Origin of the sequence: Rummeliibacillus sp. TYF005, from assembly GCF_003844195.1 — a bacterium.
In the GTDB taxonomy this organism is placed as follows: Bacteria; Bacillota; Bacilli; order Bacillales_A; family Planococcaceae; genus Rummeliibacillus.
The window spans coordinates 1-25,668 of sequence record NZ_ML122554.1 but is presented as its reverse complement, the minus strand read 5'-3'; the positions used below and the strand labels follow the sequence as shown (position 1 = coordinate 25,668).

Annotated in this window: 24 protein-coding genes and 3 tRNA genes; 20 read left to right on the top strand and 7 right to left on the bottom strand. The window is 34.4% G+C overall.

What is annotated here, in order from left to right:
• Positions 1-8: 8 nt before the first annotated feature.
• Both CW357_RS08820 and CW357_RS18735 read right to left on the bottom strand, forming a co-directional pair.
• Entirely contained in the window at positions 9-491 is a 483-nt protein-coding gene (locus CW357_RS08820; RefSeq protein WP_119415364.1) for a cytochrome c oxidase subunit II, read from the bottom strand.
• A 23-nt stretch (positions 492-514) separates the two neighbouring features.
• Positions 515-637: a hypothetical protein gene (locus CW357_RS18735; protein ID WP_255416305.1), complete on the bottom strand. Its 123-nt coding sequence runs from the start codon at positions 635-637 to the stop codon at positions 515-517.
• A 291-nt stretch (positions 638-928) separates the two neighbouring features.
• Here CW357_RS18735 and CW357_RS08815 point away from each other — a divergent pair, with 291 nt between their 5' ends.
• Genes CW357_RS08815 through CW357_RS08795 form a run of 5 tightly spaced genes read left to right on the top strand, consistent with a single transcriptional unit; the run spans position 929 to position 4,594 of the window.
• Positions 929-1,708, top strand: a complete 780-nt coding sequence (locus CW357_RS08815) for a hypothetical protein (RefSeq protein WP_119415363.1) — start codon at positions 929-931, stop codon at positions 1,706-1,708.
• On the top strand, positions 1,705-2,073 hold the full coding sequence (locus tag CW357_RS08810) for a GntR family transcriptional regulator (RefSeq protein WP_119415362.1): 369 nt from the start codon (positions 1,705-1,707) through the stop codon (positions 2,071-2,073). Before CW357_RS08815 ends, CW357_RS08810 begins: the two co-directional genes overlap by 4 nt.
• The gene (locus tag CW357_RS08805) at positions 2,070-2,765 is read left to right on the top strand and encodes an ATP-binding cassette domain-containing protein (protein ID WP_119415361.1); all 696 of its coding nucleotides are present in this window, start codon (positions 2,070-2,072) and stop codon (positions 2,763-2,765) included. Before CW357_RS08810 ends, CW357_RS08805 begins: the two co-directional genes overlap by 4 nt.
• Before the next feature lies 1 nt (position 2,766).
• The gene (locus tag CW357_RS08800; RefSeq protein WP_119415360.1) at positions 2,767-3,681 is read left to right on the top strand and encodes an ABC transporter ATP-binding protein; all 915 of its coding nucleotides are present in this window, start codon (positions 2,767-2,769) and stop codon (positions 3,679-3,681) included.
• On the top strand, positions 3,659-4,594 hold the full coding sequence (locus CW357_RS08795) for an ABC transporter permease (protein ID WP_119415359.1): 936 nt from the start codon (positions 3,659-3,661) through the stop codon (positions 4,592-4,594). The genes CW357_RS08800 and CW357_RS08795 overlap by 23 nt, the downstream gene beginning before the upstream one ends.
• Positions 4,595-4,841: 247 nt before the next feature.
• Here CW357_RS08795 and CW357_RS08790 read toward each other — a convergent pair whose 3' ends face one another.
• The 4 genes from CW357_RS08790 to CW357_RS08775 are packed head-to-tail and all read right to left on the bottom strand — an operon-like array spanning position 4,842 to position 8,699.
• Complete coding sequence (locus CW357_RS08790; RefSeq protein WP_119415358.1) at positions 4,842-5,915, bottom strand: sulfate/molybdate ABC transporter ATP-binding protein; 1,074 nt, start codon at positions 5,913-5,915, stop codon at positions 4,842-4,844.
• 11 nt (positions 5,916-5,926) lie between these two features.
• Complete coding sequence (gene cysW / locus CW357_RS08785; protein ID WP_119415357.1) at positions 5,927-6,793, bottom strand: sulfate ABC transporter permease subunit CysW; 867 nt, start codon at positions 6,791-6,793, stop codon at positions 5,927-5,929.
• 11 nt (positions 6,794-6,804) lie between these two features.
• Positions 6,805-7,638: a sulfate ABC transporter permease subunit CysT gene (gene cysT / locus CW357_RS08780; protein WP_119415356.1), complete on the bottom strand. Its 834-nt coding sequence runs from the start codon at positions 7,636-7,638 to the stop codon at positions 6,805-6,807.
• 14 nt (positions 7,639-7,652) lie between these two features.
• Entirely contained in the window at positions 7,653-8,699 is a 1,047-nt protein-coding gene (locus CW357_RS08775; RefSeq protein WP_119415355.1) for a sulfate ABC transporter substrate-binding protein, read from the bottom strand.
• Positions 8,700-9,224: 525 nt separating this feature from the next.
• Here CW357_RS08775 and CW357_RS08770 point away from each other — a divergent pair.
• The 8 genes from CW357_RS08770 to cysI all read left to right on the top strand — a co-directional run bounded on the left by CW357_RS08770 (position 9,225) and on the right by cysI (position 17,170).
• Entirely contained in the window at positions 9,225-9,929 is a 705-nt protein-coding gene (locus CW357_RS08770) for a phosphoadenylyl-sulfate reductase (RefSeq protein ID WP_124217830.1), read from the top strand.
• Between the two features lie 18 nt (positions 9,930-9,947).
• Positions 9,948-11,087, top strand: coding sequence for a sulfate adenylyltransferase (sat, locus tag CW357_RS08765; RefSeq protein ID WP_119415353.1), 1,140 nt, complete (start codon positions 9,948-9,950; stop codon positions 11,085-11,087).
• Positions 11,088-11,099: 12 nt separating this feature from the next.
• The gene (cysC, locus tag CW357_RS08760) at positions 11,100-11,684 is read left to right on the top strand and encodes an adenylyl-sulfate kinase (protein ID WP_124217829.1); all 585 of its coding nucleotides are present in this window, start codon (positions 11,100-11,102) and stop codon (positions 11,682-11,684) included.
• A 162-nt stretch (positions 11,685-11,846) separates the two neighbouring features.
• Positions 11,847-12,011 (top strand): YezD family protein, encoded by a 165-nt coding sequence (locus CW357_RS08755; protein ID WP_119415351.1) that lies wholly within the window; start codon positions 11,847-11,849, stop codon positions 12,009-12,011.
• Between the two features lie 122 nt (positions 12,012-12,133).
• On the top strand, positions 12,134-12,913 hold the full coding sequence (cobA, locus tag CW357_RS08750) for a uroporphyrinogen-III C-methyltransferase (protein ID WP_124217828.1): 780 nt from the start codon (positions 12,134-12,136) through the stop codon (positions 12,911-12,913).
• Positions 12,914-12,924: 11 nt separating this feature from the next.
• A complete protein-coding gene (locus tag CW357_RS08745; RefSeq protein WP_124217827.1) occupies positions 12,925-13,668 on the top strand; it encodes a sirohydrochlorin chelatase in 744 nt (247 codons plus the stop codon).
• An 18-nt stretch (positions 13,669-13,686) separates the two neighbouring features.
• On the top strand, positions 13,687-15,441 hold the full coding sequence (locus CW357_RS08740) for an assimilatory sulfite reductase (NADPH) flavoprotein subunit (protein ID WP_124217826.1): 1,755 nt from the start codon (positions 13,687-13,689) through the stop codon (positions 15,439-15,441).
• 13 nt (positions 15,442-15,454) lie between these two features.
• Positions 15,455-17,170 carry an assimilatory sulfite reductase (NADPH) hemoprotein subunit gene (cysI, locus tag CW357_RS08735; protein ID WP_119415347.1) on the top strand — a complete coding sequence of 572 codons (1,716 nt, stop codon included), beginning with the start codon at positions 15,455-15,457 and terminating at the stop codon, positions 17,168-17,170.
• Positions 17,171-17,463: 293 nt separating this feature from the next.
• Here the strand turns inward: cysI and CW357_RS08730 are convergent, their stop codons facing one another.
• Positions 17,464-17,922, bottom strand: a complete 459-nt coding sequence (locus tag CW357_RS08730; protein WP_119415346.1) for a chemotaxis protein CheX — start codon at positions 17,920-17,922, stop codon at positions 17,464-17,466.
• A gap of 357 nt (positions 17,923-18,279) precedes the next feature.
• On the opposite strand from CW357_RS08730, the gene CW357_RS08725 reads away from it, so the two are divergent.
• The 7 genes from CW357_RS08725 (at position 18,280) to CW357_RS08695 (ending at position 25,667) form a co-directional block, all read left to right on the top strand.
• Positions 18,280-21,906 (top strand): dynamin family protein, encoded by a 3,627-nt coding sequence (locus CW357_RS08725; protein WP_124217844.1) that lies wholly within the window; start codon positions 18,280-18,282, stop codon positions 21,904-21,906.
• The gene (locus CW357_RS08720) at positions 21,906-22,724 is read left to right on the top strand and encodes a sulfurtransferase (protein ID WP_119415344.1); all 819 of its coding nucleotides are present in this window, start codon (positions 21,906-21,908) and stop codon (positions 22,722-22,724) included. The genes CW357_RS08725 and CW357_RS08720 overlap by 1 nt, the downstream gene beginning before the upstream one ends.
• 157 nt (positions 22,725-22,881) lie before the next feature.
• Positions 22,882-23,817 (top strand): C39 family peptidase, encoded by a 936-nt coding sequence (locus CW357_RS08715; RefSeq protein WP_124217825.1) that lies wholly within the window; start codon positions 22,882-22,884, stop codon positions 23,815-23,817.
• A gap of 172 nt (positions 23,818-23,989) precedes the next feature.
• Complete coding sequence (locus tag CW357_RS08710; protein ID WP_124217824.1) at positions 23,990-25,216, top strand: hypothetical protein; 1,227 nt, start codon at positions 23,990-23,992, stop codon at positions 25,214-25,216.
• A gap of 131 nt (positions 25,217-25,347) precedes the next feature.
• Positions 25,348-25,422 (top strand) — tRNA-Gly (locus tag CW357_RS08705).
• A gap of 8 nt (positions 25,423-25,430) precedes the next feature.
• A tRNA-Leu gene (locus CW357_RS08700) sits at positions 25,431-25,519 on the top strand.
• 72 nt (positions 25,520-25,591) lie between these two features.
• Positions 25,592-25,667: transfer RNA gene (locus tag CW357_RS08695), tRNA-Ala, on the top strand.
• Position 25,668 lies beyond the last annotated feature (1 nt).

Here is a 25,668-nt window from a genome sequence, read left to right as displayed (position 1 = left end):
TGTTTGACTCATTTTTTATCCACCACCTTAAGCATAGAGTGCATTTGAGCATGACCAACACCACAATACTCATTACATACGATTAAGTACTCACCAGTTTTATCTACTGTTGTGGTGTATTCTGAAATGTAACCAGGTTCTAGCATCATGTTAACGTTTGTTCCTGAAATCTCAAAACCGTGAACAACGTCTTTAGAGGTAGCAATAAACTTTACTTTGGATCCTACAGGTACTTCTAATTCAGGTGGATTGTAATAGAAAGCAGAGGCCACAACTACTACTTCGTAATCCCAATCCTTTCCAGATACTTTATGTACACCTGGTTTGTTGAATGGTGCGATTTCATCAACCTTTTCGTGATTAATCGTATTCTTTGCACTCGGTGGATGGCTCCCATTATGAAATGCCATAATACCAGTAATCAATAAAAAAACGATTAGGGATCCAACACCGAATGTTAACCAATATTTTTCATACTTATGAAGATGCATAGTTTTCCCTTCTTTCTTTCAGTTTAAAAGCGATCAAGAAATAGACCAAAGCATGCAGCCCAAATGGCAACGATTATTATACCTACACCAGTGACTAGGTAAAGAGTGCCTTTTAAGTTTTCTTCTGGTTCGTGTTTGTTAGCCATAATATCCTCTCCTTTATTTAAGGCTTTCTTTTATTGCTCGAATTCATGATATAAAATATAAAGCGCTTTCGATGTGATAAAAGTCACACCTTAAAGCTGCATTTGTGAATGAAGTGTGAAAAAGAAATGATGAATTAGTGAAGAGATGTGGTAAGTTGTTTTTTAACCAGTTGTCATGCCCTTTTCAGTACAAAATAATTAGGTTTGAAAATAATTTCTAATTATTGGTTGAAATTACAGTTGTCTTAGTGTACTATCTAAATAGTACACTATAACGGAAGAGGCTAGAGTATGAGAAGATTTTGGGGATTATTCATTCGGGAGTGGCAAACATATTATAAGTGGTTATTATCCACATGTATTATTTGTATAGGAGTAACTGTAGGCATTCCTGTTTTAATAAAAAAATATATAGATGCATCTATAAATCAAGACAGTACCATTTTTATAATGGCGATAATAGTATGCATTCTTTCTTTTCTTATCGTATGTTTCCAATTTTTCACAAATCTCAAACATGAACTTCAACGTGTTGATATTTGGTTACATACCCCAGCACCATTTTATGAGTTAATAGGGGCAAAGGGTTTCTTTAGTCTTTTAACAAGTATAATTTTGACACTGATTATGTCTATTGAGGCAGTTATTGTTGCTTCTACCGAAAGTGATTTCTCGTTACTAGCGCAATTGGAATTTATTATTGGAATGATTTTCTTTTCTATAAGTTTCTTATTCAGTCTCTTACCTTTAACGCTATTAATGTTTTCGTGTTATGTAAAGATGAAAAAATGGATAGGGAAACTTTCCATTTTTACAGTGTTGATAATACTTTTTGGGATTGTTTATGGCTTGGTCAAAATAACAAGTTCAGCATTATATAGCAAATTATTTTTAACTGGTAAGAAATCAGGAGGATATATTGACAACTTTATTGATCCCATTGTTCAGGTATACGATGCTACTTTATTGGTTGATGACTTATATTGGCGTGAGGATCTATTAAATATATTCATATCTGTTTTAATGATTATTGTCAGCGTTAAATGGTGTAAAAAGGTGGTTACAGAATGACAGTGGATTTTTCAAGAGACAAACCTATTTACACACAACTTGTAGAAAAAATTTGTGGAGATATAATACGTGGAAATAGGAGATTAGGAGATAAAATGCCATCTGTACGTGAGTATGCGTTAGAAGTTGGTGTGAATGTTAATACAGTTCAAAGAGTATACAAGGAGCTGGAACAAATGGAATTAACTGAAACTAAACGAGGGCAAGGAACGTATATAACTAATGACAGGAACAAGGTGGATCATTTAAGAGAGCAGATGAAAGAAAAAATAGTTGAGCAATTTTTTCATAGTATTGAGGAATTTGGATTTACGAAAAAAGAAATAATGGAACAACTTCAAAAACAAGGAGAGGAAAATAAATGATTTCTGTCCAACAAGTGAAGTATCAATATGGCAAAAAAGTTGTACTTGAAGATGTTACGTTTACGTTGCCCGAAGGTAAGATTATTGGCCTAATCGGTGAAAATGGGTGTGGTAAATCTACTTTACTACGTTTGTTAGCAGGTGTTAAAAACCCTACTAAAGGAAAAATAGAGTTAGGTGGACAGGTAATAACACATCAAAGTGCTAAAGAAATAGCCTATTTGCCAGATATCGATGAATTCTATCCTCATTTAACTGGTGATGATATTTTTTCTTTCTATCAATCCCAATTTAATGACTTTTCAAAACAAAAAGCTGAGGAAATTGCGTTATTCTTACAGGTTGAAATCGACAAGAAAATGAAGAAGATGTCTAAAGGGCAAAGAGGACGCATTAAAATGGCAGCTACACTAGGCCGAAATGTTTCCGTTTATTTGATGGATGAACCTTTTTCTGGACTTGATCCGATGGTAAGGGAAGTTTTAATAAAGGGATTGATAAAGTTTTTAGATGGTAACAATCAAACCATTCTTCTGTCAACACATGAACTACATGAAGTGGAACCAATTCTAGATGGATTACTTCTATTAAAAGATGGCAAAGTTGCTTCTTTTGAAAACTTAGAAGTACTTCGAGAGGATTGGCAGCAAGATGCTACACAATGGATGAAAAAACAATATAGTAAAGGGTGATATGATGAAACCAATCGTAGAGTTAAAACATTTATCGAAAAATATTAAAGGTAAAGAAATTGTTAAAGATTTAAACATTGAGCTTTTCCCTGGTCAGATAACGGGTTTTTTAGGTCCTAATGGAGCTGGTAAAACAACAACTATTCGATTAATGACTGGACTAATGAAACCAACAGGTGGAGAGGTATTAATCGATGGTATTTCATTAGCTAAAGATTTTGAAAAGGCGATAAGTAAAGTAGGAGTAATTGTTGAAAATCCAGAGATGTATAAGTTTATGTCTGGCTACAAGAATTTACTTCACTTTGCTAGAATGCATGATAATGTAACGAAAGAAAGAATAGGAGAAGTAGTTAGTCTCGTTGGTCTTGAAAACCGAATACATGAGAAAGTATCAACATATTCGCTTGGAATGCGCCAAAGATTAGGACTAGCCCAGGCATTGTTACACCATCCAAAATTTTTAATATTAGATGAACCAACCAATGGATTAGATCCAGCTGGTATTCGTGAATTTAGAGAGCATCTTAGAACCATTGCCCAAAAGGAACAAGTATCTATTTTTGTCTCTAGTCATTTACTAGCTGAAATTGAATTGATATGTGACCGAATTGCTGTCATAAAAAGTGGTCAATTAATTGAAATTCGTGAAATGACTACAGAACAACAACCAATTTACTATCTTGAAGCAGGACCAGATAGTGAACAACTTTTAACAACACAAAATTATGTGTTTGAAAAGTTCGGAAATGGTTATTTAGTTTCAATTGATAGAGATGCAGTTCCAAAATTGATATCAAAATTATCAAGTGAGGGAATAGATATCTTCGCAATACAACCTCACCATCAATCATTAGAAGATCAATTCTTAGAAATCACTGGAGGTGGCCAAATTGTTAAAGCTTCTGCAAAATGAGTGGATGAAATTATGGCATAAAAAAGGTACATGGGTAATGTTGATCCTATTAATATTAGGAGTATTTGCATTTGCTGGTCTTTATAAATGGACAGGTAATTTAGAAAAAGAGAATTGGAAAGCGGCGGAAGAACAATCAATTAAAGAACAACAGTCAATGATTAGTGCTGGAGATTTATCAAAAGATGAACTACAAGAAGCAAAAGATTCTATCAAAATTTCTGAATATCGATTAAAGAATAATGTACCTCCAGTAGAAACAAAAAGTACAGAATCGTATATGGAAGAAGGTACAATTTTATTATCTTTTATTAGTTTATTTGGAACAATTATTGCAGCGGGCATAGTATCAAGCGAATTTTCAACCGGTACGATAAAAATGCTACTAACTCGTCCAATTAGTAGAGCAAAAATATTAACTTCTAAGCTTTTAACAGTTTTCATTTTTGTAATTACTTTGGCAGCCTTATCTTTGGTTTTAACTTTCATCTGTGGTTCCATCTTGTTTGGATCTTCAGACGGAACTGATTTAGTAATTGAAGGTAATAAAATAGTAGAAGCATCATCAATTGGTCATACCTTATATATGTATGTATTAAATTTTGGGGATATTTTTATGTCTGTAATTTTTGCATTTATGATTGGTAGTATTTTCCGTTCTAGCTCTTTAGCAATTGGACTTACACTGTTTATCAATTTTATGGGCGCAAGTCTGGTCATGCTCTTAAGTAAATATGAATTTGTTAAATATTTGTGGATCACAAATACTGACTTAACGCAATTTGAACCAGGCGGATTCTCTATTGTTGATGGATTAACAATGCCATTCTCTTTAACAATATTAGTGATTTATGCAATTATTTTCTTAGTAGCAAGTTTTATCACTTTTATAAAACGAGATGTAACAGCCTAAGATTAGGAATAAAAGCTGAGTACATTTTAGTTGTATAAATGAAATTCAATGGAAAAAAGGAGAACTCTGTATTATTTAAACAGTGGTTTTCTTTTTTTCTCTATTTTCCACTCAGGAGTTTTAGTATTCGGATTTACTATTTTGAATCAGTAAATTCTATAAAATGAAATAGAGGCACTTTCAGTTTTAAGATAAACTGAGGGTGCCTCTTCTTAGATTTAGTGATTTATATGCCTATAATTATTTATTAAATTGAAAAATCATCAGGAATAAACACCTTCAATTGTTTTGGACGTATATAAACTTGCTCGCCACGTTGTAACTTCAAAGAGTGAAATAGTTCTTTTGAAATCTCGGCTTCTAAGTATTCGTCTATATCTTGACGATGTAACTCGATTTGCACAATTGGACCGATGGCATGGATAAAAATAATTTTAGCAGGCACCATACCCTCTAAATTAGCTGTGCGTTCAATTTGAATATCATGAGGACGAACGTAACCGATTGCTTCTGTATCATGCTTTGCCAAAGTTTCATCAATTGGACCTGTATAACTACCGTGAACAAGCTGACCGTTTTTTAAACGTCCTTTAAAAAGGTTAACGTTTCCTAGAAAGTCATAAACAAATGGACTGTTTGGATGATCATATACATCTTCTGGTGTACCAACCTGTTCAATTTTCCCTTTGTTCATAACAACGATTCTGTCAGCTACATCTAAAGCTTCCTCCTGATCATGTGTAACAAAAATACTTGTAACATGAAACTCATTATGCATTTTACGGAGCCAACGTCTTAAATCCTTACGTACTTTTGCATCAAGAGCTCCGAAAGGCTCATCTAAAAGAAGAACTTTCGGTTCGACAGCAAGAGCCCGTGCAAGAGCAACGCGCTGTCTTTGGCCACCTGATAGTTGACTGGGATAGCGGTCAGCAAAATGTTCAAGCTTTACAAGTGATAAAAGTGTATGGACCTTATCGGCAATTTCTTTTTTTGATGGGCGGGTTTTTCGTGGCCGAACCTTTAGCCCGTATGCGACATTTTCGAATACTGTCATATGTTTAAAGAGCGCATAATGTTGAAAAACAAATCCAATATTACGTTCCTTTGCATTAATTTCTGTTATATTTTCACCATCAAATAAAATAGCACCTTCATCTAAATTTTCAAGGCCGGCAATGATGCGTAGTAAAGAGGTTTTCCCAGACCCAGATGGGCCAAGCAAAGCTATAAGTTCACCAGTTTCAATGTTTAAGGAGATATCATCCAATGCTTGAAAGTTTCCAAATTTCTTTTTTATATTTTGAATAGTAATACTCATTTTCAACCCTCCTATTGCTTTGTTCTCCATTCAATTATGTTCTTAATAATGATCGTAAATAGTGCTAATAAAGACATCAATGAAGCGACCGCGAATGCTGCCGAAAATTGATATTCATTGTATAAGACTTCTATATGTAGAGGCATAGTATTTGTTAATCCCCGAATATGGCCTGAAACGACTGAAACAGCACCAAATTCGCCCATTACGCGTGCATTACATAAAATAACTCCATATAATAGTCCCCATTTTATATTGGGAAGAGTAACCTTTAAGAAAGTTGTTAATGCACCAGCGCCCAAACTAATTGAGGCCTCTTCTTCCTGAGTTCCCTGTGTTTGCATAAGTGGAATAAGCTCTCGAGCAACAAACGGAACAGTGACAAAAAGTGAGGCTAAAATAATACCTGGAAGTGAAAAAATAATTTGAACATTATAATTCGATAAAAGGTCCCCAAATAGCCCTTCCGCACCGAAAAGTAAAATAAATACTAAACCTGCAATAACGGGAGATACAGCAAATGGGAGATCGATTAATGTCGTTAATAAATTTTTTCCACGAAAATTGAATTTAGTAATTGCCCAAGCAGCAGCTATACCAAATAGCGTGTTAATAGGTACAGCAATAACTGCTACTAGTAATGTTAATTTTATTGCGGAAAGTGCATCTGGTTCAGTAATAGACGCTATATACACATCTAGTCCTTTTTTAAAAGCAGTAATGAAAATTGTTACTAGAGGTAGTACTAAGAAAATTAAAAGAAATAAAAGTGAAATAGTCGTGAGTATCAAGCGTATAAGCCAGGGCTCTTTTAAAGTTGTATTTCCTATCTTTTGCTTAGAGGTAACCACAGTTTGTTCAATCGTCAATTTTTCCATGTTTCCTCCTCCTATACGCTATATTTCCGATTGGCAAGCCATTGAATAATATTCATAATCAGTAAGATCATGAACGAAGATATAAGTAGAACGATAGCTATTGCTGTTGCACCTGGATAATCATATTGTTCTAATTTCGTCATTATCAGTAAGGGTGTTATTTCTGTTTTCATCGGCATATTACCAGCGATAAAAACAACTGATCCATATTCACCAAGAGCTCGGGAAAAAGCAAGAGTAAAACCAGTTAGAATGGCAGGAATTAGTTCTGGAAAAATAACTTTTATGAAAGTTTTCCAACGATTCGCGCCAAGACTCGCAGATGCTTCTTCTGATTCAGTTGAAAAGTTTTGTAATACCGGTTGTACTGTTCGAACAACAAATGGTAACCCAATAAATGTTAGGGCAATAATAATTCCGATTGGAGTAAATGCGATTTTAAAAGGAAACAGGTTTCCAATCCAGCCGTTTGGTGCATAGAGGGCTGTTAGCGCAATACCTGCGACAGCAGTTGGAAGAGCAAATGGAAGGTCTACAAGACCATCCATAAGCTTTTTGCCAACAAAATCATAGCGAACAAGTACCCAAGCAATTATAGTACCAAAAAATACATTAATAATTGCCGCTAAAAAGGACGTTCCAAATGTTAATTTATATGATGCAACAACACGAGAATCACTTATAATTTTAATAAAATCATGCCAACTAAGTTGCATGGTATTCCAAAAAAGCATTGAAAGTGGCAATAGTATTAAAATACTTAAGTATAGTAAAGTAAAACCAATAGAAAGTTTAAAACCTGGAAGAACGGTCAATCTCTTTTTATGAAAAAAAGTAGTCGTCATCAAATCCCTCCTTACTAATTCTTAGGTGTATAAATGGAATCAAAAGTACCACCATCGCTGAAATGTTCTTTTTGTGCCTTTTGCCAGCCTCCAAAATCATCAATTTTAATTAGGTCGAGATTTGGAAAATGATCTTTATATTTTTCAAGGATTTTCTCATTACGTGGTCGATAATAATTTTTGGCAGCAATTTCTTGTCCTTCATCTGTATACAAATATTCTAAATAAGCTTTCGCTACTTTTTCAGTGCCTTTTGCTTTTGCATTTTTATCAACAACTGCTACAGGTGGTTCTGCTAGAATACTTAATGATGGAGTAATAATTTCAAATTTATCTTCACCTAGTTCTTTAAGAGATAGATAGGCCTCATTTTCCCATGCGATTAATACATCTCCAATTTGTCGCTCGGTAAATGTTGTAGTTGAACCACGCGCACCTGAGTCAAGTACCTCAACGTTGTTATAAAGCTTTTTCATGAAGTCTTTTATTTTCGCCTGATCACCTTGATATTTACGATCAGCATAGCCCCATGCAGCTAAATAATTCCAACGAGCTCCACCAGATGTTTTTGGATTTGGTGTAATAACTGATACACCTTTCTTTACAAGATCATTCCAGTCATGAATACTTTTGGGATTTCCTTTCCGAACAAGAAATACAATCGTTGATGTGTAAGGAGAGGAATGATCCGGTAATTCTTCTTGCCAGTCCTTGTTGATCAGATTTCGATTTGCTGCAATTTCATCGATATCGTAAGCAAGTGCTAGTGTTACAACATCTGCTTTTAATCCATCTATTACAGCTCTTCCTTGTTTTCCTGAACCACCATGTGATTGCTGAATTTTCACTGTCTGTCCAGTTTCATCTTTCCACTCTTTAATAAAGGATTTGTTGAACTCTTCATATAATTCTCTTGTTGGATCATATGAAACATTAAGTAGATTTATAGATTTGTTTGTTGTACTACCTGAACTGTTTTGTTCCGAACTAGAGCATCCACTAATCACCATTGCTAATGAACTTGCAGCTAAAAATGCAGCTAATTTTTTTGTTTTCTTCATAATTTTTTCACTCCTTTAAGATTTAATGTTTTTACAGCATCAGATTTTGATGAGCAGCTGAAAAAATAAAAAGGCTACATTCAATGATTTTTACCTTGTCATTGAATGTAGCCTTCAGTTTGTCTGATCAGCTCACTTTGCTTTATCCCGCATTAACGGGCAGTAAGTCCCCCCACCTCAAGATTGAGAGATAAATGAGAAAGATAGGTGGGGGATAACTGCCCGTAAAAGCCCGATTGGTTCAACTAACCATCAGTGAGGGATGAAGCACCTCTCACTGATGGAAGTTTCACTTTATGTAATATTAAAACACGTATTTCCAATTAGTCAACTATGAATTAAAAAATAATTATTATTTTCTGCATTCTTAGAATACTAGTTGACAGGTTGGTTATATATGATTTATACTTCGAACCAATTCACTTATTTGTGAATTAACTACATATGAAGCTGACCAGACAACTGGAGGCGCTTTTAATGGTTTTAGCCATTAGAGCGTCTTTTTTTATGGAAGGAGGACAATAAATGCTTACTTTTGAAACATTTGAAGAATCAAAGATTCCATCAATAGAACTAGATCCACAATATAAAGGAGCACTTGAAGTGTTAAAATGGAGCTTTGACACTTATAATGACAAACTTGTATATGGATGTAGCTTTGGGATTGAGGGGATTGTACTTATTGATCTCATTACAAAAGTAAAACCCGATGCACGTATTGTTTTTTTAGATACGAATCTTCATTTTCAGGAAACATACGACACGATTAAAAAGGTGAAAGAAAAACATCCAAATCTTCGAATTGAACTGAAGCAGCCAAGTCTTTCACTCGAAGAACAAGCTTCTCAATTTGGCGAAAAACTTTGGGAAACCAATCCAAATGAGTGCTGCAGAATTCGAAAGATTGATCCATTATTCGAGGAATTATCGCATGCAACAGCTTGGATATCTGGACTACGAAGAGAACAAAGTCCAACACGAGCAAATACTGAGTATTTTAATAAAGATTCAAAATTTAAGGCAGTTAAAATTTGCCCACTTATTTATTGGACATGGAAAGATGTTTGGAGATATGTGGCTAAACATAATTTACCATACAACGTTTTACATGATCAGGGTTATCCAAGTATAGGGTGTGAAAAATGTACGAAGCCCGCTTGGACAGCTGAAGATTTACGGTCAGGTCGTTGGCAAAATACAGGAAAAACAGAATGTGGCCTACACAGCTAACTGGAGGAGGAACTAAATATGACAAATGCACCACATGGAGGTACTTTGATATCACGTTACAATCCATCATTAAAAACTTCTTCGATTAGTAAATCGATTACACTTGATGCAATTGCTTTGAGTGATTTGGAGCTTATAGGTATTGGGGGATATAGTCCAATTACGGGGTTCTTTAATGAGGAGGATTATACTTCTGTTGTTGAACGTTTACGACTTGCTGATGGAACGGTTTGGAGTATACCCATTACTTTACCTGTTATAGATAAAGAACTGGTTAATATAGAAATAGGCGATAAGGTAAAACTAGAAAAAGATGGAGTTACTTATGGAGTCATTAAGGTATCTTCTATTTATATACCAGATAAACAATTAGAAGCAAAGAATGTCTATGGTACAAATGATGCAGCGCATCCAGGTGTCGCAAAACTTTACTCACGACCAAATACTTATGTTGGAGGAGAAGTTACTTTAGTTCATAGACAAAAACCTGAGTTTGAAGAATATACATTTACACCCGCTGAAACAAGGGCTATTTTTGATGAAAAAGGTTGGAATACAATCGTTGGTTTCCAAACTAGAAATCCTGTTCATCGTGCACATGAATATATCCAAAAGGCTGCGTTAGAAACCATTGATGGTCTATTTTTAAATCCATTAGTAGGGGAAACAAAATCTGACGATATCTCTGCAGAAGTGCGGATGGAAAGTTATCAAGTATTACTTGAAAATTATTATCCTCAAAATCGTGTTCATTTAGGTATTTTCCCAGCAGCTATGCGATATGCAGGGCCAAGGGAGGCAATATTCCATGCTCTTGTTCGTAAAAACTATGGATGCACACATTTCATCGTTGGCCGCGATCATGCAGGTGTAGGTGATTATTATGGAACTTATGATGCGCAAAAAATCTTTGATCAATTTACAACAGAGGAGTTAGGCATTCAGCCTCTTAAATTTGAACATAGTTTCTATTGCACAGCATGTGAAGGAATGGCCACAACTAAGACATGTCCTCATGATCATGCACATCATATTATTCTATCTGGCACTAAAGTCCGTGAAATGCTTCGAAATGGAGAGGTACCACCAGCAACCTTTAGTCGTAAAGAAGTTGTCGAAGTGCTTATTAAAGGTATGAAAGAAAAGGCGAAAGCATAGGGGGAGTGCTAGATGACAAAAAATATTGTGTGGCATGAGGCATCAGTTACAAAAGAAGAACGTCAGAAGAAGAGTGGCCAAAAAAGTGTGATTCTATGGTTTACAGGTCTTTCGGCATCGGGCAAATCAACCATTGCTAATGCTTTTGCTCGTCAGGTCTTCAATCGTGGTAAAGAGATTTATGTACTCGATGGTGATAATATTAGGCATGGTTTAAATAAGGATCTAGGATTTGATGAAGAAAGTCGTAAGGAAAATATTCGTAGAATTGGAGAGGTTGCAAAATTATTTATAGATGCAGGACAAATCGTCTGTACAGCCTTTATTTCTCCTTATCGACAAGACAGAGAAGTCGTTCGACAATTAGTAGAAGATGGCGAATTTATCGAGGTATATGTAAAGGCATCGGTAGAGGAATGTGAAAAGCGTGATCCAAAGGGCTTGTATAAAAAAGCTAAAGCAGGAGAAATACAAAACTTTACAGGTATTTCAGCACCTTATGAAGCACCTATTGATCCAGAAATTATACTAGATACAGAAAAATACTCTTTAGAGGAATGTGTACAGCAGTTATTAAAAGAACTAAACATCAACTAGTGGATTAGTCGAACATCTGAGCCACCTAGCTATAAGCTAGGTGGCTTTACTTTCAAAATTGAAAAAATTTTGTAAAAAACATTGACAATGAATAATTACAAGATTAATATAAAATTCATAAAACCTATTAGTTTACTAAGTATTTGGGCGAGGGGGAAGCAAATGCCATTAACTAAGCAGGAAAAGTTAAAAGCCATTGAGAAAGCTATTGAAGGTATTCAATTCGGAGAAGTACAAATTACGATTCAAGATGGTGTGATTGTACAGATCAATCGAGTTGAAAAACAACGATTTCATAAGAATACAAAACATAAAATAAGAGACTAGGATAGCCGACTAGACAACTAGAGGCATTCAGCTATATGAATCTTTCACAGAATTGCTGTGGAGGTTTTTATAGCTGGGTGCCTTTTTTTAAAACTAAAATTCTACATCATAGAGGTGATGACATGGGGAAAGTATACATTGTTGGCGCAGGGCCAGGCGATATCGAGCTTATCACGGTGAAAGGCCTTCGCTGCATAAAAGAGGCAGACGTTATTCTATATGATCGATTAGTAAATCAGGAGTTATTAAATTATGCAAAATCTGGAGCAGAGCTTATATTTTGCGGTAAGCTTCCGAACCGTCATGCAATGATTCAGGAAAGTATAAATGAGTCTCTAGTACGATTTGCAATGGAAGGGAAGACAGTTACTCGCTTAAAGGGTGGTGATCCTTTCGTTTTCGGAAGAGGTGCAGAGGAAGCTGAAGTACTTGCCAATAAGGAAATTCCATTTGAAATTGTACCTGGTATTACATCAGGTATTGCTGCACCAGCCTATGCAGGTATTCCAGTAACGCATCGTGAACTAAGTTCAAGTTTTGCTATTGTAACCGGTCATCGGCAAAAAGATAAGGATGACAATTTAAAATGGGAAGCGCTCGTTCATATCGAAACACTTGCTATTTATATGGGGGTGAAAAATTTGCCATATATCGTATCACAACTTCTAAAGTTTGGACGTGCAAAAGAGACTCCTGTTGCACTAATACATTGGGGTACCTATGACAAACAGCAAACAGTAACGGGAACTCTAGAATCCATTGAAACTATAGTACAAGAATCCAATATTGCGAACCCTTCAATGATTGTTGTAGGTGACGTTGTCAAACTACATGAAAAAATACAATGGATTCAGGAACAAAAGGACAATAGTAAAAATTTCTCTGAATCAATAGCTCTCTAGGAGGGAACTATATGCAGGCAGTTATTTATATTGCACATGGTACTCGTGTTCAGGAAGGCATTGAAGAGGCTAAGGCTTTTGTTGAACGGGCTAAAAAACATATTGCAATACCATTACAAGAAATTTGTTTTTTAGAATTAGTAAAACCATCGATTGAGCAAACAATCGAGTACTGTATTAACAAAGGTGCAACTCAAATTGCGCTTATTCCTATTTTGTTACTTACTGCAAATCATGCAAAAAAGGATATTCCAGAAATAGTTAAACCATTACAAATAAAATATCCACATATTGTTTTTTCTTATGGTAAACCTTTCGGAATCCATCAAAAATTAATTGCCCAAATTTATGAGCGTATAGAAGAACAAACAACTGAAATAACTTCTGATGCAGAGATACTGCTCATTGGTAGGGGTAGCAGTGATCCATCAGTTGTTCGAGATTTTTTGGAAATTGCTACACGCTTTAAACTAAGATATGGTTTTCGTCATGTCAACATTGCTTTTTTATATGGAAATGGACCTTCATTTAGTAATGTTGTAGAAAAAATGACCAATTCACCAGATAAACCGTTGTTTATCGTCCCATATCTATTATTCCAGGGACTCCTTAGAAAGCATATAGAAAAAGAATTAGAGGGAATAGAGGTTGTGACGGTATGTAATAGTCTTGGTTATGGTGATTTAGTACTTGATGTTTTAGTAGAACGTACAAGAGAGGCTATAAAAGGATTACATACATCCTGTGCAAGTTAATATAGAAGAGGTGAAGAAATGACATTACAAGTGATTAATAGTCCATTTACAGAAAAGCAAGTTCAATTATTAAATGAATTGTTACCAAATTTAACGGAAAAGCAGAAGATTTGGCTAAATGGCTATTTAAGTGCGGCACAACAAGTTGAGGTAAATATTAAAGAAGAGTTAGAGATTCCAGTTTCACAGCAAACAGTAACAGCAACAATTTTATATGGTTCGCAAACAGGGAATTGCCAAAAACTAGCTGAGAAACTCGGTGCTTTACTAGAAGAACAGTCTGTTGAAGTTGAAGTTTCTTCGATGCTTGATTTTAAAGTGAGAAATTTAAAGAAACTGGATAATTTATTGATCATTACGAGCACTCATGGTGAGGGAGATGCACCAGATAATGCAATAGCCTTTTATGAATTTTTACATAGTAAACGGGCTCCGAAGCTTCCAGATTTGCATTACGCTGTTCTTGCACTTGGAGATAGTTCTTATGAATGGTTCTGTAAAACAGGTGCAGACTTCGATCTGAGACTTAAGGAACTTGGCGCACAGCAAATTATAGAGCGCGTAGATTGTGATTTAGATTATGAAGAATCAGCTGAGCAGTGGTTTAAATCATTGTCACAGAAGCTTGTACCTGTAAGAGACATAACTCCATCAGCTACACAAAATACGAATGAATCTAATTATTCAAAAAAACATCCTTATCAGGCAGAAATAATAGAAAAAATCAACTTAAACATGGATGGTTCCAACAAAGAAACGTATCATCTAGAGCTCTCATTAGAAGAGTCAGATATCAAATGGCAACCGGGTGATAGCATAGGAATTTTCCCACATAATCATCAGTCAGTTGTCGATGAGTTGATCGAAACAGCAGGTTTGAGTGGCGATGAATTTGTTCAATACAAAAAAGAAACATTGCCAATTAAAGAAGTGTTAAAAAATTCCGTTGAAATTACAGTTCTTACAAAACCATTGATTGAAAAGCTTGCACCTTATACGAACGGTGCGGAGGATCTTTTAAATGGGAAATGGAAGGAGTACAAGGAAGGGCGCTACTTAGCTGACTTATTCAAAGATTATAATTTTACAGGATCACCACAGGATCTTGTTGATATACTACGTCCAATTCCAGCTAGACTTTATAGTATTGCATCTAGTTATACAGCAAATCCAGATGAAGTTTCATTGTTAATAGGTAAAGTTTCTTATACTGCACATGATCACAAGCGAATTGGAGTTGCCTCAGGTGAGATTGCAGATCAACTAGAAATTGGAGATACAGTTTCAATTTTTGTCCAAGAAAATCCAAACTTTAAGCTTCCAGATGCCAAAACACCGATTATCATGATTGGAGCAGGTACAGGTGTTGCGCCTTTCCGATCATTTATTGAAGAAAGAGCAGAGCAGGATGCGGGAGATTCGTGGTTGTTCTTTGGTGAACAGCACTTCCTTACAGATTTTCTTTATCAAGTTGAATGGCTTCGCTATTTAGAAGAGGGAACATTGACGAAAATGGATGTAGCTTTTTCTCGAGATCATGAAGAAAAAATATATGTTCAGCACCGTTTACTTGAGAATGCAGAAGAAGTTTACGCATGGATAGAAAATGGAGCAGTTATTTATATATGTGGCGATGAAAAATCGATGGCTAAAGATGTACACAACACACTTATTCAAATTATTCAGCAACAAGGAAAGGTGTCCCTTGAAGAAGCTGAAAAGAAGCTAACTGAATTACAAAAAGAAAAAAGATACCAACGTGATGTTTACTAAAGGGGGCAGATTCATGACTGGAAAAATTGAAGCATCAAAGGGCACACCAAGTGTAAATGAAAAATATAAAGAAGATAGTAATTACTTAAGAGGTACAATAGCCCAATCTTTCAAAGAGCCTTTATCGGGGAAGATTCCAGAATCTGATCAGCAGCTTATAAAGTTCCATGGTAGCTATATGCAAGATAACCGTGATGAACGGTTAATACGTCAGCGTAAAAAGCTTGAGCCATCTTATCAATTTATGGTTCGAGTTCGAGTACCTGGAGGAGTTGCTACACCCGAACAATGGTTAATGATGGATGAAATGGCCAATACTTATGGTAATAATACGTTAAAAGTGACAACTCGCCAGACATTTCAAATTCATGGCATTTTGAAATGGAATGTTAAAGCCTATATGCAAAAAATGAATTCTGTTTTACTAGATTCTCTAGCTGCATGTGGAGACGTAAATAGAAATGTAATGAGTAATGTGAATCCACATCAATCTGCTTTTCATCAAGAAGTATATGAATGGTCAGTGAAACTTAGTGAACATTTACTTCCACACACGAAGGCATATCATGAAATTTGGTTAGATGGTGAAAAAGTTCTCGATACACCTCAAACGGAGGATGTAGAGCCAATCTATGGAGAGCATTATTTACCTCGTAAATTTAAAATAGGCTTAGCAATTCCACCAAGTAATGATGTAGATGTTTTTTCACAAGATATTGGAATTATTGCAATTGAAGAAAATGGACATTTAGTTGGGTTTAACATTGCAGTAGGCGGCGGTATGGGGATGACACATGGTGAGGAATCCACGTATCCACAACTTGGACGTTTAATCGGATTTGTTCCTAAGGAAAAGTTATTAATAACAGCAGAAAAAATTGTCACAATTCAACGTGATTATGGGAACCGCTCAAACCGAAAAAACGCGCGCTTCAAATATACAATCGATCGTGTAGGAATTGATTGGTTTAAAGAAGAGTTAACACGTCGAACCGGCTTTGAATTAGAAGAAACGAGAGAATTCCATTTCACTAGAACTGGTGATGAATATGGCTGGATAAAAGGAAATGATGGAAAATGGCATTATACGTTGTTTATCCAAAATGGTCGTATTAAGGATACAGAAGATTATCCACTTATGACAGGCCTTAGAGAAATTGCTAAAGTGCATAAAGGTGAATTTCGTATGACGCCAAACCAAAATGTAATGATTTCCAATATTTCGCCTCAAAGTAAGCGAAAAATTCAATCACTGATCGAACGCTATCATTTAACGGATGGTAAGCATTATTCAGCACTTCGCAGAAATTCTATAGCATGTACTTCGCTTCCTACATGTGGACTTGCAATGGCTGAAGCGGAACGCTATTTACCATCGCTTATAACCAAAATCGAAGAAATTATTGATGCAGCAGGGTTACATGATGAGGAAATTGTTATTCGTATGTCAGGCTGTCCTAATGGTTGCTCACGTGCAGCGCTTGCTGAAATTGGTTTTATCGGCAAGGGACCGGGGAAATATAATATGTATTTGGGAGCATCCTTCACAGGTGATCGCTTAAGTAAAATGTATCGTGAGAATATAGGTGAGGCAGAAATTTTAACGGAGTTAAAACCATTATTAAATCAATTTGCAAAAGAACGGGAAGACGGAGAACATTTCGGAGATTTTGTAGTACGCAAGGGTATTATTAAAGCTACAACGGATGGCACTAATTTTCATGCGTAAAATAATTTGAAAATTTTTTATTAAAAGCACAATAGTAGAATGTTTTAGAACAAAATACCTATAACAAGCCACCGGAATTTTACGTAATGAAATTTCCATGGCTTGTTTTTTTCTAAATTGTAGCTATCATTTTCTGTTATTGTGCGATTGTATTTTCAAGTTTCAATATAAAAAAATGGAAAACTGCATCGTGAAAGCAATTTCCCATTTTCAATAGATTTAAATTTCGTATATTTCAACTTTCTTTTGAAATATATATAGATCATGTTATGAATAATTTTGGACTGCATATGCTATTCAATAGGATCGACTGTCAATAAAACAGTTAAATCGCCTATACCATCAGCATTTACAGGAAGTTTAAAAGCGTGTTTAAAGCCGACAAGTTTTGTATTGCCCACCATTACTGTAGGCGGTGTAATATCTAGTTCTAAATTTTGTTCAGCAACATATGTACAAAGATTTCCGGCAACCATATTTCCAAATTCACCAGTAAATGATTCTAACATTTCTCCATCAAGTTGCATGCCAAACATCGCTTCGCCAATTGCACTAAATGTAGTTGTTGTAGAGTCAATGATAATGCGTCCCTTAATATCTCCAACCATTCCTATTAATACACCGATTTCGGATTGTTGATAAGGGTCAGAAGTAATGGCGGGAGATGAAACATGAACTTCTTTAGGTAGTACAGCTTTTAGTGAAAGAATTGTACTATTCAAAATAGCTTTTATTTGCTCCGATGTGCTCATTGTTATCTCCTTTTTAATGTGACCTTTTAATTATATTATCATGCTAACAAAAAATTTAATAGCAAACCTTGACGAATTTTAAAATATTTATTATGATTAAATCAATCAATTGAGAATGATTTTCATATTCAACAATGAATTTAAAATAAGAATAATTATAAAAAGGAGCGGTGAAAGTGGTTTATGCATTTATTGGTGCTACATTATTGATCTATGGGGCTATTGGAAAACATGTTTTTAATCAAACAACCGCACATTTAAAATAATTTCTCTAATCCTTCTATTAAATAGGGGGATTTTTTTTGCATTTGCATGGTAGAATGAATTTATCACTTATTAAAGGGGTAAATGAACGTTATGAAAGATTTCGAACAGCAATTACAAAAACTTTTAAAACAGACAGCAGTTCAATACTTAATTTATCAAAAAAATGAAGATCAAGAGCGATTACTAAAGACAAAATTATTTGCTGAGAAGCTTTTAAATAAGGAATATATGATTGCATTTGCTGGACATTTTTCTGCTGGTAAATCAAGTATGATTAATGCATTAACAGGAGAAGAACTTTTACCATCAAGTCCAATCCCTACAAGCGCCAATGTTGTAAAAGTACATAAATCTGATAAAGATTATGCCATTGCGTATTTAACGGACCAAGATCCTGTATTGTTCGATGAAAATTATGATATTCGGACAGTAAAGGAATTTGCGAAAAATGGAGCACTTGTTTCTCAAATAGAGATTGGACACGAAGATTCAGTTTTACCTGAAGGAATTACTGTAATGGACACACCTGGAGTCGATTCAACTGATGATGCACACAGGATGTCAACTGAATCAGCTTTACACTTGGCTGATATTGTCTTTTATGTAATGGATTACAATCATGTGCAATCTGAGTTGAATTTCCAATTCACAAAAAATCTAATGAAATATAATCCAAATGTTTTCCTAATCGTAAACCAAATCGATAAACACAAAGAAAATGAGCTATCCTTTGATGACTTTTCACAATCTGTTTACACTTCTTTTGCAAATTGGGGCGTAAATCCAAAAGGTATCTTCTTTACTTCACTGCGAGATCCATCAAATATTCATAATGATTTCAAACAAGTAAAAGAAATTGTGATGAATAGTATGAATGGTTGGCAAGAAAATTTGTTGAACGTAGCTGGAAAAACGTTGCAACAGCTCCACATAGAGCATGAAAGTTATTTGAAAACAAACAAACAAGAATTATTAGAAAACAATATAGATAAGCTTTCAAATGAAGAATGGAAAAATCATAAAGAAATCAGAGAAGAATACGACACTGTTTTGAATCAGTTAAAACTTTATTCATCTACAAATTGGCAACATAGTTTTGATCTAAAACGTGATGAACTTTTAGATAATGCTGAAGCTGCAATCGTACCATTCGAGTTACGTGAAAAACTAGAATTATATTTAGAGAGTATTCAACCTAACTTCAAAGTAGGTACTTTTTTTGCAGGAAAGAAAACACAAGCAGAAAAATTAGCGCGTAAAGAAAGCCTTTACGAATTATATTGTTCTATTACTGCTTCTCAAATTTCAGGCCATTTGCGAGCATTGATGAAGAACTCCTTGAAAGTTGTGAATGCGTTATCCGATGAAACTTCTCTAGAAATTGATGAACTAGCATTGACACCACCAATGAGTTTAATAGAGGAGCAAGTAAGGTTAGACTCTGGTATTAAAGGTGATGCATTATTAAACTTTGCAAAACGAGTAGCTGATGCAACTAAAAGATGGTACAAGCAAAATACAGACGATTGGAAATTTGAAAAAGCAGAGTATATTAAAGAATTATCAATGGCAACTGTAGAACCATTAAAGAAAAAATGTGCATTATTAAAAGAAAAAGTAGAGATTATCGTAGCTGCAGAAGCAATTGAACAACAACAAAGATATTTTGAAATCCAAAAAACAGTATCATTCGAGACTGTAAATCCAGAAGCAGATCGATTTGTTTCTAATTGGTCAAAAGAACATGAAGAGGCCTACGATAACATGCGTAAATTTGATCCATCTATGTTAGTAAAAGAAGAAGAATCAGATTTAGAAGGTATAGATGAAGAACAAAGTGAAAAAGGCGTGTCAGTTCATACAGCGACCGCTCTTCAAAATGCTGTAAGAACAGCTAATGCCGTATCTCCAATACATGGATTTTCAGAAGTAGCTAATTATTTAAAAAATAAAGTGCAGCGATTAGAGAAAAAAGATTTTACAATTGCATTATTTGGCGCTTTTAGTGCAGGGAAATCTTCTTTCTCAAATGCTTTGATGGGCCAAAAGGTATTGCCTGTATCACCAAATCCAACAACTGCTGCGATCAATAAAATTCGTCCTGTTACACCTGAACATCCGCATGAAACAGCTGATGTACACTTGAAAACAGCTGAACAATTACAAGAAGATATCATTGCAAGCTATGAAGCAATTGGTATTCAAGTTTCATCACTAGAGATTGCTTACGATAAAGCTGATGAGGCATTAATGAAGAAATTAGAAGACGAACGATTACATGTCCATAAATCATTTATCCGTGCATTTAAAGAAGGATATCCTGGATTTAAGGAACAATTAGGCAATACCATTCGTACAAACCGTGAAGAGTTTGAAAAATTCGTTGCTCAGGAAAATAGAAGCTGTTTCGTTGATACAATCGATTTCTATTTTGATTGTGAACTTACACGTATGGGAGTTACTTTAGTAGATACCCCAGGAGCAGACTCCATCAATGCACGCCATACAGGGGTAGCATTTGAATATATTCGTAATGCAGATGCCATATTGTTTATCACATATTACAACCATGCATTTGCAAAAGCTGACCGTGAATTTTTAATTCAGTTAGGCCGTGTAAAAGATGCCTTTGAACTTGATAAGATGTTCTTCGTTGTCAATGCGATTGATCTTGCTGCAACTGAAGAGGAAGCAGAAGATGTTAAAACTTATGTTAAACAAGAATTACAACGATTTGGTATACGTAAACCAAGATTATTTGGTGTTTCAAGTTTACTAGCATTGCAAGAAAAAGTAGAAAAAAACAATTTGAGTTCAGGAATGCCTCTATTTGAAGAAAACTTCCATCAGTTTTTATCTGAAGAATTGACAGCACTTGCTGTACAAGCTTTAGTCGAAGAAACGGAAAAAGCCCAAGAGCGGTTACGATTGTTGATCCAGCAAACAGAAGAAAATTTAAAACGTAAAGATGAACGATTAGTAGAATTAGCAAAATTAGAGCAATATATTCATACTCGTTTTACAAATTCAGCAGCACAAACAATTGGAAAAGATACATTGCAAGAGTTAAGTGAGCTAGTGTACTTTGTTTTACAACGTGTTTATTATCGTTATCCTGATTTCTTTAAAGAAGGTTATAATCCTACAACATTTGCTTCTAAAGCATCGTCTATCGCATTAGGACTAGCCTTGAAAGAAGTATTAGCAAGTTTAAGCTTTGACTTTGAACAAGAAATGCGTGTTACAAATTTCCGCTTAGCTAAATTTATTTTGAAAAAAATTCAAGAGCGCTATGTCTATGATACAAAGCAATTGAAAGATCTAAACGCAAGCTTCTCATTTATGCCATTTGAAGTAGAGGAACCTCAAATATTAGAATTTACAGGTCCGTTTACATCTACGAAACCATATGAATCTGTAAAATCATATTACAAGAATAACAAGGCCTTCTTTGAAAAAGGTGATAATATGAAATTACGAGAAGCTCTTGAAGAGTTAACAAAACCAGCTGCAAAATCATATCTTGATGAACAATCTGAACGAATGAAAAAATGGTCAGAAGATGTCATTACAAAAGAAGCTGAAGAATTACGTTTATACATTAGTAAACAAGCTATAGAACAAATCGAAATTGAAAAATCTTTACTTCATGAAAGTAGCAAACTAGATGAATGGAAAGCAATATATGAATCATTAATGGATGGAGTGGAAAATTGATGGGGAATGTATTTATTTCAGTAAAAGATATTGAACTAGCTAAACAACATGAGTATAAATGGATTGATGCACGCTTCAACTTACAAGATACGTCTGAAGGACAAACTTTGTATAAAGAGAGTCATATTGAAAATGCTGTATATTGGGATTTGGTTGAAGATTTATCTGATATGACAAAGGATGCAGGAAGACACCCAATGCCGGGTAAAGAACAACTTAAAAAATTATTTGAGCAAAGTGGTCTACAACAAGATCAAGATATTTTAGTATACGATCAAGGTGGCGCTCCATTTGCTACAAGAGCATGGTGGATGTTGCAATATGGTGGATTTACGAATGTTAAAGTTGTTCAAGAAGGCTATGATGTATTAGTCAAAGCTGGATTTAATACTACAAACGAAAGCAAAGTAATTGAGCCAACACATCTAAAAATTGATTGGCAAGAGCAACTTTATATAGACCGAAATGGGGTAAAAGAAATTGTAGATGGAAAAGTGAAACGTACTTTACTAGATGCAAGATCGAATATCCGCTATAGAGGAGAAGAAGAGCCAATCGATAAAGTAGCTGGTCACATTCCAGGGGCATTAAATTATGATTGGGAACAACTAAAGCAACACGGTTATCTCGCTCCTAATGATACTATTTTAAACGTAGTATCGAAAAATGATCCTATTACGGTGTATTGCGGTAGTGGAGTAACTGCATCTCCACTTTTTGCGATGTTAAAAGAAATGGACTATAAAAATGTCCAACTATACACAGGTAGTTTTAGTGACTGGATTACAAAATATGAAGTTGAAAAAGGAAATAGATAGATTTAAATAGAACTATATCTAATAAATTAAATGATAGAAGTGGAATCAATGGCACTCTTTTCTTTATACAAAAGAGATTTCAAAATGAGATTTAGAAAGAAGTTGATTCCACTTCTTTTATTAAATAATAGAGTTTTAAATAGAAAGTTGGTTTACAGTGTTTAATATCACAACTAGAAAATACAAAAGAGTACTTACCGTTGTCGCATTGAGTACAACGCTAATGGCAACGACCTTTGTCACAGATTTTATAAAACCTATATCTGCACAAGCAGCTTCAGTTGAAGAGTCTGTATCAAGCCAATATATGTTAAAGGCAAATGGTAATGTACGCAATGGGATTGGAACAAATCATAAAATATTAAAAACACTTAAGAAAGGGACAACCATAAAACCAATTGTTCGTAAGCAAAATTCTCAAAATACATATTGGTATAAGATAAAGATTGGTTCTTCATATGGTTGGATTTCAGGTACTCTATTGACGAAAAAAATCATCTATAAAACAAGCGGAGATAGTAAAGCCATTTCATTAAAGGTTCCCTATATCAATCAGTTAAAACCGATTTATGCCCCGTTTGGATGCGAAGGAGCAAGTTTGCTACAAGCCTTGCAATTTAAAGGATATGCTAAAAAAACTAGTTATAAAAAATTTTTAAACAACATGCCGAAAACAAAGCGTAATCCTTATAAAGGATTTGCAGGATCTCCTTATTATTCGATTAATGGCGTATTTCAATCTATTTTCCCTAAGCCTTTAGCGAATTATGGTAAGAAGTATAGTAGTTCTGTTAAAAATATTACGGGGGCTTCTACAAAGAAATTACGCCAAGAATTATCTGCAGGAAATCCAATTGTAGTATATGTCACTTTAGATTTCTCAAAACCTATATGGACAAAATGGAATATGGGTGCTGCAGGGAAAAAAGTGAAAATGGTTGATAATCTTCACGTTATGACACTAGCAGGCTATAGTAGCAAGACAAAACGATATAAAGTAATAGATCCAAATAATAAAGGAGAATATTGGGTCAATAAATACGAATTTGAACGTGCCTATAACGCATTGAAATATGCAGTTGTAGTACGCTAATAACTTTCACAGCGCTGTTTAAAAAGAACAGCGCTGTTTTTATAATATGACTTCGAATAGTAACTTAAAATAGGTTAAATCTAAAAAATAAAAGGGAAAAACAATTATTATGTCGAATAAAGATTGTAACCATATTTTTGTATTACTCAATCATTTGTAATGAGGTGACTTGATGAAAACAAAAGAAACTTTATTCGAATCGTTGACATTTCAATTAAAACAAGGATTATGGGAGATGGATGATTTTTTTAAAGAAAGAATCAAAAACCTTGAACTAGAAACTGAACATAAGAAGCATCAAATGGAGGAAATGCAGAAGGAAAAAGAAGCTTTACTTGTAACGATTAAAACCCTGAAAAAAATAAATCTTGAGTTAAATAATGATCGAGAAATGCTGTTAAAGAAGCTCGATAAAAAATTAAGTAGGTCAAGCGTTACAGGAATCCTCACCATCTTACTATGCGAAGATGAACTGGAAAATGATAAACAGATCGAACTGTTAAAAGAATTGCTTAAGTTAGCAATGCATGAAGAAAAAATAACTAAGTATATAAGAGAATTTATTCATGTTATCTGTAATGCCTTTACTTTTATGGATTACTATCAAAAAAGGACTATTAAAAGAGAACTTAAAAAGAATTATGATGTTTTCAACCAATTATTCCTAAATGCTCAACTATCGGATATTAGGAAAATTTTAATTGTATATCATTCTGAAAAATTGATCGATCCAATTGATGATTTATTAGAAAAACTGATACATTCAGAATGCTTATATAATTATATTGATGAAGATGCATTGAACATTTTTCTATACATAATATATTACGATAAAATCGAACAATTTAAGAAGTATGATAGGTTTCAAAAATATTTTAATAGTGAACGAATTTATTATTCTAGAAAAATCTACAGTTTGTATAAACTATATTCGATAAAAAAGGATATTAGTATTCTACAATCTATTGTTGAAATTTTTCGTAATAAAGAAGCATGTATTGATTTATTTAAAACAGAGATGATTAAAAAAGTTTTGAACAAAATATTTAATATTAAAATTGAACATTTCAATAATCTTTATGTAAAAGAAACTTATATTAAGCCTGAAGATTATATTTATCGTCACCCAAATTATAGCGAGTTACGTAATTATGGATATCAAATAACAAATCGTACAGACGAACAAAGGTGGAAATCTTTACAAAAGTATTTGAATGAACATAGCTTACAAGAAACTGTAAATGAACTAAATAAAAGAATTAGGCTAAAGTTAGGAAGAGAAGAAGACAAAAAAAGATATGCAAATGCTATTGAAAAGTGGAGATTTGATTTAAATCGATTAAAAGAAGTGTATTATGAAAATGATTTCCCTTGGCCGGACATAGATGAAGAAGAATAATGATATATTTTTTCTGATTTAAAAAGATTGTTTCAAAATATCTATTACTATAATAAAAATAAATTAAAATATTTTTTCAAAAAAGTATTGCCTTCTTAAAAAATATAATATATAATAAATCTTGTCATTAAGCGGAAGTAGTTCAGTGGTAGAACATCACCTTGCCAAGGTGGGGGTCGCGGGTTCGAACCCCGTCTTCCGCTCCATAAGAGATGCCGGGGTGGCGGAACTGGCAGACGCACAGGACTTAAAATCCTGCGGTAGGTGACTACCGTACCGGTTCGATTCCGGTCCTCGGCACCATCTCTATAAATAGTTTATTATTATATTGAAATATTTAAAGTGTGATATAAAGCTTTTATACAATAATTTTTTGGGGCCTTAGCTCAGCTGGGAGAGCGCCTGCCTTGCACGCAGGAGGTCAGCGGTTCGATCCCGCTAGGCTCCACCAA